At 46.0% G+C, this 13,230-nt stretch carries 15 protein-coding genes; 10 read left to right on the top strand and 5 right to left on the bottom strand.

What is annotated here, in order from left to right; translation table 11 throughout:
- Nucleotides 1-3: 3 nt before the first annotated feature.
- From fliG to B5444_RS02105, 3 genes are read left to right on the top strand one after another with little or no spacing between them, the layout of a single operon-like run.
- Nucleotides 4-1,008, top strand: coding sequence for a flagellar motor switch protein FliG (fliG, locus tag B5444_RS02115; RefSeq protein ID WP_079653598.1), 1,005 nt, complete (start codon nucleotides 4-6; stop codon nucleotides 1,006-1,008).
- Nucleotides 1,001-1,675 (top strand): hypothetical protein, encoded by a 675-nt coding sequence (locus tag B5444_RS02110; RefSeq protein ID WP_079653597.1) that lies wholly within the window; start codon nucleotides 1,001-1,003, stop codon nucleotides 1,673-1,675. The genes fliG and B5444_RS02110 overlap by 8 nt, the downstream gene beginning before the upstream one ends.
- The gene (locus B5444_RS02105; protein WP_079653596.1) at nucleotides 1,647-2,915 is read left to right on the top strand and encodes a FliI/YscN family ATPase; all 1,269 of its coding nucleotides are present in this window, start codon (nucleotides 1,647-1,649) and stop codon (nucleotides 2,913-2,915) included. The genes B5444_RS02110 and B5444_RS02105 overlap by 29 nt, the downstream gene beginning before the upstream one ends.
- Here B5444_RS02105 and rodA read toward each other — a convergent pair.
- Nucleotides 2,898-4,007 (bottom strand): rod shape-determining protein RodA, encoded by a 1,110-nt coding sequence (gene rodA, locus B5444_RS02100; protein ID WP_079653595.1) that lies wholly within the window; start codon nucleotides 4,005-4,007, stop codon nucleotides 2,898-2,900. The two genes, B5444_RS02105 and rodA, sit on opposite strands and share 18 nt — an antisense overlap.
- Complete coding sequence (locus B5444_RS02095) at nucleotides 3,994-4,692, bottom strand: zinc ribbon domain-containing protein (protein WP_079653594.1); 699 nt, start codon at nucleotides 4,690-4,692, stop codon at nucleotides 3,994-3,996. Before B5444_RS02095 ends, rodA begins: the two co-directional genes overlap by 14 nt.
- A 186-nt stretch (nucleotides 4,693-4,878) precedes the next feature.
- Between B5444_RS02095 and B5444_RS02090 the strand changes: the two genes are divergently transcribed.
- The 5 genes from B5444_RS02090 to B5444_RS02070 all read left to right on the top strand — a co-directional run bounded on the left by B5444_RS02090 (nucleotide 4,879) and on the right by B5444_RS02070 (nucleotide 8,902).
- Entirely contained in the window at nucleotides 4,879-6,150 is a 1,272-nt protein-coding gene (locus B5444_RS02090) for a porin (protein ID WP_079653593.1), read from the top strand.
- Nucleotides 6,151-6,251: 101 nt separating this feature from the next.
- Nucleotides 6,252-6,551 carry a twin-arginine translocase TatA/TatE family subunit gene (locus tag B5444_RS02085; protein WP_079653592.1) on the top strand — a complete coding sequence of 100 codons (300 nt, stop codon included), beginning with the start codon at nucleotides 6,252-6,254 and terminating at the stop codon, nucleotides 6,549-6,551.
- Complete coding sequence (gene tatC / locus B5444_RS02080) at nucleotides 6,481-7,233, top strand: twin-arginine translocase subunit TatC (protein ID WP_484600291.1); 753 nt, start codon at nucleotides 6,481-6,483, stop codon at nucleotides 7,231-7,233. The genes B5444_RS02085 and tatC overlap by 71 nt, the downstream gene beginning before the upstream one ends.
- On the top strand, nucleotides 7,230-8,159 hold the full coding sequence (locus B5444_RS02075; RefSeq protein ID WP_079653590.1) for an SDR family oxidoreductase: 930 nt from the start codon (nucleotides 7,230-7,232) through the stop codon (nucleotides 8,157-8,159). Before tatC ends, B5444_RS02075 begins: the two co-directional genes overlap by 4 nt.
- On the top strand, nucleotides 8,156-8,902 hold the full coding sequence (locus tag B5444_RS02070; RefSeq protein ID WP_079653589.1) for a hypothetical protein: 747 nt from the start codon (nucleotides 8,156-8,158) through the stop codon (nucleotides 8,900-8,902). The genes B5444_RS02075 and B5444_RS02070 overlap by 4 nt, the downstream gene beginning before the upstream one ends.
- Here B5444_RS02070 and B5444_RS02065 read toward each other — a convergent pair.
- Nucleotides 8,890-10,317: an acetyl-CoA carboxylase biotin carboxylase subunit gene (locus B5444_RS02065; RefSeq protein ID WP_079653588.1), complete on the bottom strand. Its 1,428-nt coding sequence runs from the start codon at nucleotides 10,315-10,317 to the stop codon at nucleotides 8,890-8,892. The two genes, B5444_RS02070 and B5444_RS02065, sit on opposite strands and share 13 nt — an antisense overlap.
- 42 nt (nucleotides 10,318-10,359) lie before the next feature.
- On the opposite strand from B5444_RS02065, the gene hemB reads away from it, so the two are divergent.
- Together hemB and B5444_RS07795 are read left to right on the top strand one after the other, a co-directional pair.
- Nucleotides 10,360-11,343, top strand: coding sequence for a porphobilinogen synthase (gene hemB, locus B5444_RS02060; protein WP_079653587.1), 984 nt, complete (start codon nucleotides 10,360-10,362; stop codon nucleotides 11,341-11,343).
- The gene (locus B5444_RS07795) at nucleotides 11,343-11,474 is read left to right on the top strand and encodes a hypothetical protein (RefSeq protein WP_269456709.1); all 132 of its coding nucleotides are present in this window, start codon (nucleotides 11,343-11,345) and stop codon (nucleotides 11,472-11,474) included. Before hemB ends, B5444_RS07795 begins: the two co-directional genes overlap by 1 nt.
- Here B5444_RS07795 and B5444_RS02055 read toward each other — a convergent pair.
- The gene (locus tag B5444_RS02055) at nucleotides 11,471-12,190 is read right to left on the bottom strand and encodes a Crp/Fnr family transcriptional regulator (protein WP_079653586.1); all 720 of its coding nucleotides are present in this window, start codon (nucleotides 12,188-12,190) and stop codon (nucleotides 11,471-11,473) included. The two genes, B5444_RS07795 and B5444_RS02055, sit on opposite strands and share 4 nt — an antisense overlap.
- Complete coding sequence (locus B5444_RS02050; RefSeq protein WP_079653585.1) at nucleotides 12,148-13,224, bottom strand: aminopeptidase; 1,077 nt, start codon at nucleotides 13,222-13,224, stop codon at nucleotides 12,148-12,150. The genes B5444_RS02055 and B5444_RS02050 overlap by 43 nt, the downstream gene beginning before the upstream one ends.
- Nucleotides 13,225-13,230: the final 6 nt, after the last annotated feature.

Here is a 13,230-nt window from a genome sequence, read left to right as displayed (position 1 = left end):
GGTATGGCTGATGTAAAGGAAAAGCTAACAAAAGCTCATAAAGCTGCCATACTCCTTATGGCTTTACCACCTCAGGTTTCTGTGGAAATAATGAAAGAGCTTACAGACGAAGAACTTCAGAAGGTTCTTATGTACGCTACAAGTTTAGAAGGAATAACCCTTAAAGATTTAGAAGAAATAGCAAAGGAATTCCTAGCAGAGCTTAAAAACGTGTCTTATATATCGCCAGACATAAATTCCCTGCTTGAAATAGCTAGAAAGTCCTTACCACCTGAAAAGTTTACTAAACTCTACGAGTTTTTGAGTAGTTCTAACCTCATAAAAAGCTTTCAGGAACTTGAAAAGGTAGATCCAAAGCTCCTGGCTAGTATACTGGTGAAAGAACACCCCCAGACTATTGCTGTAGTACTCTCCCAACTTAGTCCATCTAAATCCACGGAAGTGCTTAAACTTCTTCCAGATACCTTAAAGGTAGACGTGGTAAAACGCCTGGCCACGCTGGAAAATCTGTCACCCGAGTACTTGGGAGAGCTCATAGAACAGATTGCAGAAGAGATAAAGTCTATAGGTATAAGCGGTATAACACAGAAGATGGAGGGCATTAGCTTAGCAGCCGAGGTGCTAAACCTTATGGACAAAGATATGGCTAACACCATACTGTCAAGGCTTGATGAGGAAGATCCTTACCTCTCTGAGAAGATAAAAGAAAAGATGTTTACCTTTGAAGACATAAGGAAGCTTGACAATAGAGCAATAGTAGAAATACTCAAAGCCGTGGACAAAAACGTACTCCTGCTAGCTTTAAAAGGTGCTCCGGAAGATATAAAAGAGAAGTTCCTCTCTAACATGTCCAAGCGTGCAGCCCAAATATTCATGGAGGACATGGAAGCCCTCGGACCCGTCAGGGTATCGGAAGTAGAAAAGGCACAGAAGGAAGTCATCAGAGTTATAAAAAACTTGGCGGATCAGGGAATAATAGACATAAGGGGTGGGGAGAGCTATGTATAGAGACTTCATACCCATACACCATCTTCACGATCAACCAGTAGAAAAAAAGGAGGAACCAAAGGAAAAGGAAGACTGCCAGGAGTACAAAGATACGTTAGACCAGCTTCTACTGAAGAACCAAGAGCTTTCAACGAGGATCCAGGAACTTCAAGAGGAAAAGGAAAAGTTCTCTCAGGAGCTTTTAGATCTAAAGAGGGAAAAAGAACTGCTCCTGGAGGAGCTTGCAAAAAGGGCAAAAATAGAAGAGCTTATGCAAAACCTGAAAGAAGAAATCCTAAAAAAGATAGCTTTTGAGAAGGAAAAAATAGCCATTGAGCTAAAGGAACTCATAGTTGATGCGATGAAGAAGCTTTTGGATATCTGGGAGCTCCCCAAAGAAAAGGCCCTTGAAAAAGCTTTAAAAGAGTTCTTTGAGTTATCCTTAGAGATAGATGGAACCTTGAAGATGTACACAAACCCTAAAAACGTAGAGACTCTTAAAAAGCTGTGGAATGGCTTACAGTTGGAAAGTATAGAGGTTCAGATCTTACCAAGGGAAGACCTCATGGAAGGAGAGTTGATAATAGACAGCCATAGGTTTACCCTTGTGAGCAAGCATTTGGACAACCTGGAAGCGATCCTAGAAGAAAAGTTGAAGGATGCTAAAAGTCTACAGCAAGGTACTTAGAGCGAGCGGCGTTTACCTGGAAGCTTACAACATAGGCGCGAGCGTAGGGGATAGAGTGGTCATAGAGAAAGAAGACGGGGGCTTTTTAGAGGGTGAGGTAGTAGGCTTTAACCAAGACAGATGCATCATAATGCCTTTCGGTAGTCTTATGGGTGTAAGCTACAAGGATAAAGTGCTCTTAGACAGGAAGAAGGTCTCCACAGCCGTAGGTAAAGAGCTGCTGGGTCGTGTGGTGGACTTTATGGGTAGGGACATACTCACAGGCAAAAGGCTATCCACCGAGGAAAGACCCATAGAACTACAAAGCATAAACCCTCTACACAGAGAAAGGATAAGAGAAGTCTTCGATACTGGCATAAGGAGCATAAACGCCCTTTTGACTTTGGGTGTAGGCCAGAAAGTAGGCATATTCGCTGGTGCAGGTGTAGGAAAGACTACACTTCTAGGTATGATCACCAGTCACGCCACCGCTGACGTGGTGGTACTCTCGTTGGTGGGGGAACGCGGTAGGGAAGTTAGGGAGTTCGTGGAGGATGTGTTGGGGGATGCTATAAACAGGAGCCTGGTAGTAGTATCCACAGCCGAAGACCCTCCCATAGTGAAGGTAAAGAGTGCCGTGAGTGCTGTCGTCCATGCAAGGTACTTTGCTCAGAAGGGGTATAGGGTACTTCTGGTAATGGATTCTATGACTAGGTTGGCTCAGGCTCAGAGGGAGATAGGACTAGCCGTGGGAGAACCTCCAACCCTTAAAGGCTTTACACCCTCTGTCTTCTACCTCATGTCAAAAGTAGTGGAAAGCTGTGGAAACTTCAGAGAGGGAAGCATTACAGGTATCTTCAGCGTACTTGTAGAGGGGGATGATGTATCTCTAGACCCTGTGGCTGATGCTCTTATGGGTATGATGGATGGACATATAATCCTATCCCGTAAAAGGGCAAACGCCAGCATATACCCAGCCATAGATCCCGTCAAAAGCCTTAGCAGGATAATGCCACAGTTAGTATCCAAGGAACACATGAAGATGGCAACGGCTATAAGGGAGGTTTTAAGTCTCTATGAATCCATGGAAGACCTTATAAACATGGGTCTTTACACACCGGGTAGTAATCCGATCCTAGATAGGTTTATGCAAAATAGACAGATTGTTGATGATTTCTTCAGACAATCTGTAGACGAAAGAGTAAGTTTTGAAGAGTCTGTGAGAGCACTTGAAAGGCTTTACTCAAGCCTTCTGGGCTGACTCCTCAAACCTTAAAAACCTTGCCTTCTGCTCCCTTACTATGCTGAAGGTACAGCCAAAGGCTAGGCTAAAGGTGATTATACTGCTGCCCCCAAAACTCACCATAGGTATGGGTACACCCACTACAGGAGCAAGCCCCATGGTCATGAAGAGGTTAACAAAGGCCTGAAACATAAGCAGAGAGGCCAGACCACCTATAAAGATGGCTTCCTGAATATCTGGAGTACTCCTAGCATAGTCCAGAAGCCTTTTTATGACGTAGAGGTAGAGGCTTACCAAGAGGAAAGCACCTAAAAAGCCCCACTCCTCAGCTATGACGGAGAAGATAAAGTCCGTATGCTTCTCTGGTAGAAAGAGAAGATGAGCTTGCGTACCCTTTAAAAAGCCCTTTCCCAGAAGACCACCTGAACCTATTGCCACCATAGACTGTACAAGCTGGTATCCACTTCCCATGTAGTCTTTGTAAGGATCAAGGAGGGCTAGTATTCTCTCCTTTTGGTAGTCTCTAAGCTTGTGCCACAGTAGTGGAGACGCAAGTACAAAGGTAAGAAAGCTTATGACAAAGTACCTAATCTTTACCCCCCTTAGGAAGAGAAGGAACACAAGCAGCACTGGGTAAGTTACAGCCGTACCAAGGTCTGGCTGCTCATAGGTAAGAACAAAGGGAAGGGCAACAGAGAGAAATACTATAAGGCTTTCCTTACTCCATATCCTCTGGGTGTGTACCATGAAGTAAGACAGAAATAGGAGTAGGGAAAACTTCATAAACTCAGAGGGTTGGATGTTAACAGGCCCTATGTCTATCCATCTTTTGGCTCCGTAAATAGTTTTGCCAAAGACAGGCACCAGGACCAAGAGAAAGAGGTTAAAAAGGTACACGCTAAGGGAAAGATCCAGCAGAAGCCTGAAGTTTACACGGGAGAGCCCTAGCATGATAAACCAACCAAAGACCATGTAAAGGAGCTGTTTTACAAAGAGAGAGGGAGGATGCGAACCCTTAAAGCTTGCACTGTATACTCCAAGAAGGCCTATAAGCTGTACCCCAAAAAGAGCACCCACAAGCTTAAGGTCGTAATCCTTAAGAAATCTCATAATAGACATACTTGGAGCATGTGGGACACCTGACTATGTTTCCCCTTAACACCTCGGAGACCAAGCCAGCCGGGAGCTTGGTACCACATCCACCACAGACGCCGAACTCTTCAAGCCTTACAAAAACAGGAAAGCCCACCTTAGCCTTTAGGCTTTCGTACTCTCTGACAAGCTCTCTAAGGTTTTCCTTTAGTCTTTCAAGCTTCTCCTCGGTCAGCCTTATCCTCTCCTGCAGCTTTTTCTCTTCGGAATTAAGGTCTTCAAGCTCTTCCTTTAGTTCTTGCAAATACTTCTCCTTCTTCTTTCTAAGCTCCTGCAAACTCTCCTCAAGCCTCTTCTTCTCTTGGTTTAGCTCATCCAAAAGCTTCTCCTTTTTGAATATACAGTCTTCACTCCTTGCCTTTTCCCTTAAGGCAGCCTTGTACTCCTCTGCCTTTTTTACCATGTTTAGCCTCTCTTGGGCTCTGCTTAGGGCCCTTCTACATTCTTCTACCTCTTCCCTTATAAACTTCTGTCTTTCCTCAAGGTCTCGAAGTTTGGACTCCATATCGTCCAGCTCCTGCTTTATGGATGTAATCTGCCCTTGGATTCTTTTCTTTTCTTCTTGTGTACGTAGAAGGGTTTTGTTCAACCTGAGGAGCTCTTCTTCCGTGTTTTGGAACTCAAGAAGTGGCCTAAAATCCATAGTTATATTTTATAACTTAATAACTTTTGCATTTTTGCAAAAATCGGAAACTTTGTTCAAAAGGCTTTGGTAAAATTGCAAAAGGAGGAAAACTTATAAAAACCTCTTGACAAGCCATTTTCCTTATAGTAATATTATCTTTGACCTCTCCAAAGAGGAGAGGAATAACTTAAGGAGGGTACGGAAATGAAGAAGAGCCTCTTGGCTATGGCAGCCCTCATGGGAGTAGCCATACTGCCATCTCAGGCAGCTATGATAAGGTTGGATGAAGACACCTTTGCCAACACGGGTCTAAAACTCCAAATATGGGCCCAAAGGCTTGGTAAGGCACAAAACGGCGGACAAGACTACACGGATTTCTCCATAGCCAACGCCAGGGTATACTTCAGCGGCCAGGTAAACAAGTACGTCCAGTTTGGAGCAAACCTTGACTTTGGGCTGGGCAGAAACCTCAATCTTCAGGGAAGGACACAACACTCTGGTACTAACGAAACCAGGGTAAACGATGCTTTTATCAACCTTAAGCTTATGGATGAAGTCCAGCTGATGGCAGGTCTCTACAGGGTACCCTTCTCCAGGGCAAGCCTGACGGACAGCTATACCTACATAATACCCACCGGATACGGCTGGGGAATAGCTACTGGAAGCGCTGGTAACGCTCTAGCTATAAACCCCTACGCACCATTTAGCGTAGGAACAGCTCTGGGCAACATCTACAGGGATGCGGGAGTGACCCTCTGGGGTAATATAGCCGACGGTCTTGTAAAGTACCAACTTGGTGTCTTTGACGGAAGGTACGACCACGCCACCGGTGCTCTTGGGCCAAAGGATAAGCTTGCCTTTGCAGGTAGGATACAGTTCACACCCACCATGCTAGGTTACAAGGCAGAAAAGGGCTTTACCCTTGCTGACACATACCTGGGAACCCAAAATGTCCTCACCATAGGTCTTGGCTACACCTTCCAGAAGGCACAGACCACTGGCCAACCATTTAACTACAGCAAGAACGCCAAGGCTTGGACAGTGGACGCCATGTGGGAGCAGAAGTTCCAAGACTTCGTCCCCAACCTACAGCTTGGCTACATAAACCAAAAGGATGTAGCTAATGCTGCTTTACCTAATGTAAACTATGGCAAGGCTGAAGCCTTCTACGTTCAGGGTCAGCTACTCTACGACCAGGTTGTAGGTCTTGGTAAGCCAGCTCTTGCCATAAGGTGGGAGCAAAATAAGAACAAGAGCCTTGCTCAGTATGACACAACTACCGGTACAGTAACAGCTGTCGCTGGTACTCCTAAGGTAACCAGGACTGGTGTGTTCCTTAACTACTACATAAAGGGTCAAGACGCTAAGATACAGCTGGGTGCTGACTTTGTCAACCTCAACAGCGACGCCAAGGCAAACGTACCAAACGGCAAGAACTTCACCGACTGGACTCTGGCACTCCAAACCCAATTCTAAGACCTCTCCCCCGCGGGCCTTCGGGCCCGCTTTTATAATCCCAGATACCTTCTTTTTTTATTCCTCACGCATCGTTTACCATCAGGCTTAAACTATTATCTATGGAGCTACAGCTTTTGTTGATCCTGGCCATAGCCTTTGTAGTGCTTGGTCCTGAGAAGATGGTAGAGCTCGCAGGAATGCTAGGAGAGGCCCTCAGGAAGGTAAGGGAGGCATGGGATGAGCTGCGCTATCAACTCTACCTCGAGGAGCTAAACAGAAAGATATACGAGGAGACTAAGGACCAAAAGCCGGAAGAGGGCTTATACTCTACCATGGAGGAAAGGCAGGATGAACCAGCAGGAACTCCCCAAGATGCCACTGACGGAACACCTGAGGGAACTAAGAAGCAGGCTGATTAAGTCCATAGTAGCCTATCTTATAGGTGCTGGCATCTCCTTCTACTTTGTGAAGGACATATTTGAACTCCTCAAGGAGCCACTCCTCAAGAGCTATCCCAAAGTTCAGCTCATCACCATATCGCCCATGGAGCCCTTTTACATCTACATAAAGATCTCCCTAGTCTTCGGCTTTATAATAGCCTTTCCTGTAATAGTCTACCAGGTCTGGAGGTTCGTAGAACCTGGTCTTTATCCACATGAAAAAAAGCTTGTTCTCCCCTTATCCATCCTATCCCTGCTTCTTTTTATTATGGGTAGCCTCTTCTCTTACTTTTTTGTACTCCCTTTGGCTCTACGGTTCCTCCTCGGCATAGGTGTGGAGCAGCTCCAGATAAGCCCTTTCCTTTCTGTTGACCTGTACATATCCTTTCTGCTTAAGATGATCGTGGCCTTTGGTATAGCCTTCCAGCTTCCTATAGTGAACTACCTTCTCCTGAGGGCTGGTATAGTGTCAGAAGGGCAGCTAAAGTCTTTCAGAAAGTACTTCATAGTCATAGCCTTCGTGATAGGTGCCCTGGTGGCCCCTGATGTGAGCACACAGGTGCTGATGGCCATACCACTAATAGCCCTCTATGAGATATCCTTACTTTTTGGTAGGCTTGCCAAGAAGAAGGAGAAGGCTCTGCAGAAGGTTCAGACATGAAGGTAATAGTCACAGGAGCCACAGGCTTTGTGGGTAGGTACATAGTGAGAAAGCTGCTAGAAGATTCCCATGAGGTTGCTCTTCTCGTGAGAAACAAGGAAAAGGCCCAAAGAATCTTCGGTGAGAGGGTAAAGGTCTACCAAGTAAACTTTGAAAGCAGGGAAAGCCTAAGGCAAGCCTTTGAATCCTTTAGACCTGAAGGAGTTGTCCATCTCATAGGCATACTCACAGAAAGCAGGAGGAAGGGTATAACCTTTAAAAAGGTCCACTACCTCTATTCTAAGCTCCTGTACGAGGTGTGTAGAGAGTTTCAAGTCAAGAGGGTTGTTCACATGAGCTCCTTGGGTACGCATCCAAGAGCTCCCTCCGACTACCACCAGACCAAGTACATGGCAGAGCAGGAGCTCATAAACTCTGGCATAAGCTATGCCATAATGAGACCTTCCATAATCCTTGGCCCAGAACAGAAACTCTTTAGCCAGATGTGGGTAATAACCAAGTACATTAGGCTTTTGGCCATACCAAAGCCAGACCTTCTTTTCCAACCTGTAGACGTAAGGGACGTGGCATGCGCCTTTTCGGAAGCTTTAAAGGATCCACAAACAGGTATGTACGAGCTCTGTGGAACCAAGAGGGTAAGATTTAGAGATCTCCTTGAGGACATATTCAACTTTTGGAGAAGGAAGGTGCTCATCCTACCCATACCCAAGAGTTTCGCCTTTGTGGGTGGTCTTCTTGCGGAGAGGATCATGGATGAGCCTCTGATAAGCTCCGACCAGGTGCTTATGATGTGGAGGGACAACGTGTGTGGGCTTGACGAAGGCGTTGTGTCTGAAGGTGTTAAGGCCCTGTGCGGAAGGGATCCCATCCCTTACGAAGAGTCCCTTATGTGGAGCCTTGAGGAGTTTGAAAAGTCCATAAGATGAAAAGGATTTGCTTATTTCTCTCTCTTTTGCCCCTTCTTTCGTGCGGCATAAAAGCAGACACCATGCCCCTCCTAGAACCCAGCTACCAGGTAAAGAGGATAGGGTCTTCTGTTTATTTTAGGCCCTTGGATGGTTCTTCGGTGGCCCAAGGCTTTAGAAAAGAAGGAAGTCTATACGTAAAGGAGGAGGAAAGACCCTTCTGCTTTAAGATAACAAGGCAAGAAGGAAAGACAAGGAAAGAATGCCTTCCAGAAGCTCCAAAAGAAAAACCACTCCTGATCGTTGAAGAAGGCCCATCGCAAGCCATCATAAAGGCGCAAGGTTTTACTAGGTACTACATCTACAGAGAACCCTTTGATCCCTTCTCAGGAGAAGCCTTTGAAGGAAAGACCATCGTTAGAAAAGATTACGTGCCTGTATGCTTTCTTGTAACAGGAGAGATAAGACCTAGGGTTGAAAGCTCACCCGAGAGGATCTGCCTTAAGGCCATACCCCTTGAGTTAAAAGACGTACAAAGGCTTGAGTACGTAGTAGATGAAAAGAACATATACATCCTTTGGTCTTATGAAGCCGATGAACACTTTGAGGCTTTCGTAGTGTACAAGGATGGGAAAAAGGTAGCAACCCTCAAAGGCTACATGTTTGTGGATGAAAGACCCAATAAGGAGACCATCTACACGGTGAAGGTGTTGAGCAAGTACGGTACAGAGAGCAGAGGCGTTAGCATAACCTACAGACCGTAGTAACCCGCTATGGCCGCAGCCACCGCGAGGGCTAGATCTTCTGGATCCAAAAGGTCTTCCACCTCAAAGTCGTAGGTGGGTAGCTTCTCCTCCAGGAACCTTATGCCAAAGTACCCGCTTATGAAGTCTGGATCCCTTATTATCTCCCTGTGTAGGGGTATGTTGGTGGGAACGCCCCTTATGATGAATTCGTCTATGGCTCTTCTTGCTCTGGCAAGCAGGCTTTCCCAGCTCATAGCCCACACGCTAAGCTTTGCTATCATAGAGTCGTAGTAGGGTGGTATGACAAAGTCTTTGTAAACTCCTGCGTCCATCCTCACACCAGGGCCACCGGGTGAGTAGTAAGCTGTAATCTTGCCAGGAGACGGTGCAAAGTTCCTCTTAGGATCTTCTGCGTTTATCCTAAACTCAAGGGCATAACCCCTGAAGGTAATCTCGTTCTGAGTGAAAGGTAGAGGCTCTCCCGCCGCTATCCTTATCATCTGCTGGACTATGTCCACACCTGTAACCATCTCCGTTATGGTGTGCTCCACCTGTAGACGTGTGTTCATCTCTATGAAGTAAAACTCTCCCGTTCTTAGATCTACGAGGAACTCAAGGGTGCCGGCGTTCTCATAGCCCATCTGCATCATAGCCCTTACACTAAGGCCAAGCATCTTGTTTCTTATCTCCTTAGGAAGTACAGGACAAGGCGTTACCTCTATAATCTTCTGGTGCTTTCTCTGAACAGAGCAGTCTCTTTCACCTAGATGAACCACGTTGCCGTATTTGTCTGCCAGTATTTGAACCTCTATGTGCTTTGGATTGTCCAGATACTTCTCTATGAACAGGTCTCCCTTTCCGAAAAAGGTCTCCGCTTCCCTGTACGCGGATTCAAAGAGCCCGGGCAACTCCTCCTCAGACTTGACCACCCTCATACCCCTACCACCACCACCATAAGCAGATTTTAGGATCACGGGAAAGCCTATCTGCCTTGCGTAGTGTAGTGCATCTCTGTAATCCCTTAAGGGTTCTGTAACACCTGGAACAGTGGGTATTCCTAGCTCTTGCATCACCTTTTTAGCTTTTACCTTGTCTCCAAAGGTTTCTATGTGCTCCGGCTTTGGACCTATGAAGGTAATGCCCATCTTCTGACAGTAGCGGGCAAACTCTGCATTCTCTGCCAGGAAGCCATAACCTGGGTGTATGGCATCTGCTCCCACAGACTTGGCTAGATCCACTATGCGTACATAATCAAGGTAAGCCCTTATGGGATCCCCAGGAATCAGGTAGCTCTCGTCAGCCTTCTTTACGTACAAAGATCGAGCATCCGCTTCGGAGTATATAGCCACAGTCTTTATACCTAACTCTTTACAAGCTCTGATTATCCTTAGAGCTACCTCTCCTCTGTTTGCTATCAGGACCTTGTTAAACATAGACTAAATTTTAAGACATAAGAGGGGTGTTAAAATTTACCCATGGAGTTTCCCAAGTTAAGACCCAGAAGACTTAGGCTAAAGGAGAACATAAGGAGGCTCGTAAGAGAAACTACCCTCACCCTGGATGACATCATATACCCCATTTTCGTCAGATATGGACACAACGTAGTGGAAGAAGTCCCCTCCATGCCTGGAGTTTTCCGCTACAGCCTTGACAAACTGGCAGATGCTGTTAAGGAGGTAGCGGACCTTGGTATAAAGGCCGTAATCCTCTTTGGTATACCGGAGAAAAAGGACGAAGTGGGATCAGACACGTGGAGCGATGACGGTATAATCCAAAGGGCTCTCAGGCTGCTAAAAAAAGAGGTACCAGAGATGTACCTCATAACCGACGTATGCTTCTGCGAGTACACTACCCACGGACACTGTGGTGTCTTATGCGGGGATACGGTGTGCAACGACGAAACTTTGGAAAACTTAAAAAAACAGGTAGTTTCGCATGCTAAAAACGGTGCTGACATGGTGGCACCTTCTGGCATGATGGACGGCATGGTAAAGGCCATAAGAGAAGCCTTGGATGAAGCTGGTTTTTCTCATATACCCATAATGTCCTACTCGGCCAAATTTGCTTCGGCCTTTTACGGACCTTTTAGGGAAGCTGCCGAGTCAGCGCCCAGCTTTGGAGACAGAAGAAGCTACCAGATGGATCCAGCCAATGCAAGGGAGGCCTTGAAGGAAGTTCTCTTGGACGTACAGGAAGGTGCTGACATAGTCATGGTAAAACCAGCTTTAGCGTACCTGGACATAATATCCAAGGTTAAGGAGATGATTCTTCTACCCGTATGTGCCTACAACGTCAGCGGTGAGTACTCCATGATAAAGGCAGCAGGAAGGCTCGGGTGGATAGATGAAAAGAAGGTCATGGTAGAAACTCTCCTGTCCATGAAGAGAGCAGGGGCTGACATGATCATCACTTATTTTGCTAAGGATGTGGCCAAGATGATAATAAAGGGTGAGATCTGATGGAGACCTTTCTCGCCTGGCTTTTCTTCTTCCTGAAGCTTTTAATAGTCCTTGTAGTCTTAGGTATACCCCTTTTTATACTTATAGCCCTTATCTCTAATTTCATATACAGAAAAGTTTTTAAAGATTAGATGGCTAGCTTCTCCAGCTCTCTCCTTTTGAGTATCTCTATGTAACCTCTGTCCGTGTTTATGATACCCATCTTCTTCCATTTGCTCAGGGTCCTTATGGTGGTCTCCACGGTTGTGCCAGTCATCTCCGCTATGTCCATACGTGTGAGAGGGGCGTCTATTATGATTACATCATCCTGTATCTTACCTATCCGGTCGGCTATGTCCAGGAGTACCTTTGCTATGCGTTCCTCCACCTTACCGCCTGCTATGCTCTTTAGCGTTTCGTAGGTTTGCATAAGGATAGCGGTAGCTTCGCATGTCATCTTTATGGCTATGCTGGGATGCTTGATGGCAAGGTTTATAAAGTCCTTGTTGGATATGTAAAGGGTCTTGGAGGGTGTTACAGCCTTTGCCGTGTAAGTATTCTTTGGTGTTCTCTTACCCCACTCTATCCAGCCAAAAACATCTCCAGGAAATACGAGCCTGACTATTACAGAGCGAGCATCGTGGGTCTCTTTTATCAATTTAATAAGACCATCTAATAGTATGTATATACCAGGCTCTCCTTCTTCCTCAAAAAAGAGGTACTCGTTCTTCTTGAATTCCCTTAAACTCATGTACTCCAGGGCCGCCTTTATCTCTTGCTCAGAAAGGTCCTCAAAGAGATGGATCTTTTTAAGAGTCTCTATATTTAAACTCTTAGCAGGCCTTTCTCTAAAAGCTTCGTATGCCATCCCTTACCTCCTACTACCACGTATGGTTCAAAGACTACATAATCCGTGTGAAAGGGTACTTTGTTGACACCACCAAAGCTATGGTTGTCTCCTATGGCTATGTGGATGGTCCCTAGGATCTTCTCAGCTTCCAGAACGTTGTCTGGTCTTCTGGCTCCTGGGTTGGTGCCTACGCCAAACTCCGCTATAAAACGGGCCCCTTCGTACTGCTTGAACACATCTTCCAAGAAATCCCTGTATGGTTCTATCCCTTCTATCTCCTCCACCTGCCCGTTTCTAAACCTTAAAGTTATGGGTCTTTCTAGGGGTCTGTCTGGTCCATAGAACACGGTTAAGCTCCCAAAAGCAGATGTTTCCAATGGTGCTATAAAAGCCTCTCCAGCAGGAAGGTTCCCGTACTGTCCTTTTTGATGGAAGAGTCCTGTGTCTGCTATAGCCTTTCTACCAGACAGGGAGAACTCTATCTTTGTGCCCTCTGCAACAACCTCTGCCCATTCTGCCTCTGATAGTATTTCAGCCAGGTCTGTGCTTAGCTTGGCCACATAGTCCCAGTCTACATTCATAGGGCCCAAGAACATCTGGGGTTCAAACAGAGGCATAGAGGCATACCTGGTGCCAAAGTGGTTGGTAAGAACCTTCCTGTAGAAGGTATGGGTGGTAGAGTAATGGGCAAAAGCAACTACTACATCCGGTGTACCCTGAGAATAAGAAAGCAGTATGTCTATGACTTCATCCTCTGAATAGGGTTCTTTGTTTAGAACTCTATCCAGAAGACCTTTTTCTTTAAGGACTTCCACAGCTTTTTTTGAGAAGGTTTTCTCCCAAACTTCAGCAGGCGGCTCCTTCCCATGGCCCTTTAGAGAAGGGTAGATGACTTTTTCCACGTGGGGTGTTATGTCCAAAGCCACTTCGTAGAACTCCTCCATTAGGTCTACAAGGTAAGGTTTCTCATCATCTGTGAGAAGTAGGAGCTTTTCCCCTTCTCTTAGTGCCAGGTTGACAGTGTAGAGCCTGCGTATGTACTCCTGGTACATAATCTA

Source organism: Thermocrinis minervae (assembly GCF_900142435.1).
Taxonomy (GTDB): Bacteria; Aquificota; Aquificia; order Aquificales; family Aquificaceae; genus Thermocrinis_A; species Thermocrinis_A minervae.
Note: the sequence above shows the minus strand (reverse complement) of the source record. Positions and strands in the feature narration are given on the sequence as shown.

What these genes read in the sequence shown, in the direction of transcription:
- B5444_RS02110 (WP_079653597.1), top strand. Translation starts at nt 1,001, where the DNA reads ATGTATAGAGACTTCATACCCATACACCATCTTCACGATCAACCAGTA.
- B5444_RS02065 (WP_079653588.1), bottom strand. Translation starts at nt 10,317, where the DNA reads ATGTTTAACAAGGTCCTGATAGCAAACAGAGGAGAGGTAGCTCTAAGG.
- hemB (WP_079653587.1), top strand. Translation starts at nt 10,360, where the DNA reads ATGGAGTTTCCCAAGTTAAGACCCAGAAGACTTAGGCTAAAGGAGAAC.
- B5444_RS02105 (WP_079653596.1), top strand. Translation starts at nt 1,647, where the DNA reads ATGCTAAAAGTCTACAGCAAGGTACTTAGAGCGAGCGGCGTTTACCTG.
- fliG (WP_079653598.1), top strand. Translation starts at nt 4, where the DNA reads ATGGCTGATGTAAAGGAAAAGCTAACAAAAGCTCATAAAGCTGCCATA.
- B5444_RS02055 (WP_079653586.1), bottom strand. Translation starts at nt 12,190, where the DNA reads ATGGCATACGAAGCTTTTAGAGAAAGGCCTGCTAAGAGTTTAAATATA.
- B5444_RS02090 (WP_079653593.1), top strand. Translation starts at nt 4,879, where the DNA reads ATGAAGAAGAGCCTCTTGGCTATGGCAGCCCTCATGGGAGTAGCCATA.
- B5444_RS02095 (WP_079653594.1), bottom strand. Translation starts at nt 4,692, where the DNA reads ATGGATTTTAGGCCACTTCTTGAGTTCCAAAACACGGAAGAAGAGCTC.
- B5444_RS07795 (WP_269456709.1), top strand. Translation starts at nt 11,343, where the DNA reads ATGGAGACCTTTCTCGCCTGGCTTTTCTTCTTCCTGAAGCTTTTAATA.
- B5444_RS02050 (WP_079653585.1), bottom strand. Translation starts at nt 13,224, where the DNA reads ATGTACCAGGAGTACATACGCAGGCTCTACACTGTCAACCTGGCACTA.
- B5444_RS02075 (WP_079653590.1), top strand. Translation starts at nt 7,230, where the DNA reads ATGAAGGTAATAGTCACAGGAGCCACAGGCTTTGTGGGTAGGTACATA.
- tatC (WP_484600291.1), top strand. Translation starts at nt 6,481, where the DNA reads ATGAACCAGCAGGAACTCCCCAAGATGCCACTGACGGAACACCTGAGG.
- rodA (WP_079653595.1), bottom strand. Translation starts at nt 4,007, where the DNA reads ATGAGATTTCTTAAGGATTACGACCTTAAGCTTGTGGGTGCTCTTTTT.
- B5444_RS02070 (WP_079653589.1), top strand. Translation starts at nt 8,156, where the DNA reads ATGAAAAGGATTTGCTTATTTCTCTCTCTTTTGCCCCTTCTTTCGTGC.
- B5444_RS02085 (WP_079653592.1), top strand. Translation starts at nt 6,252, where the DNA reads ATGGAGCTACAGCTTTTGTTGATCCTGGCCATAGCCTTTGTAGTGCTT.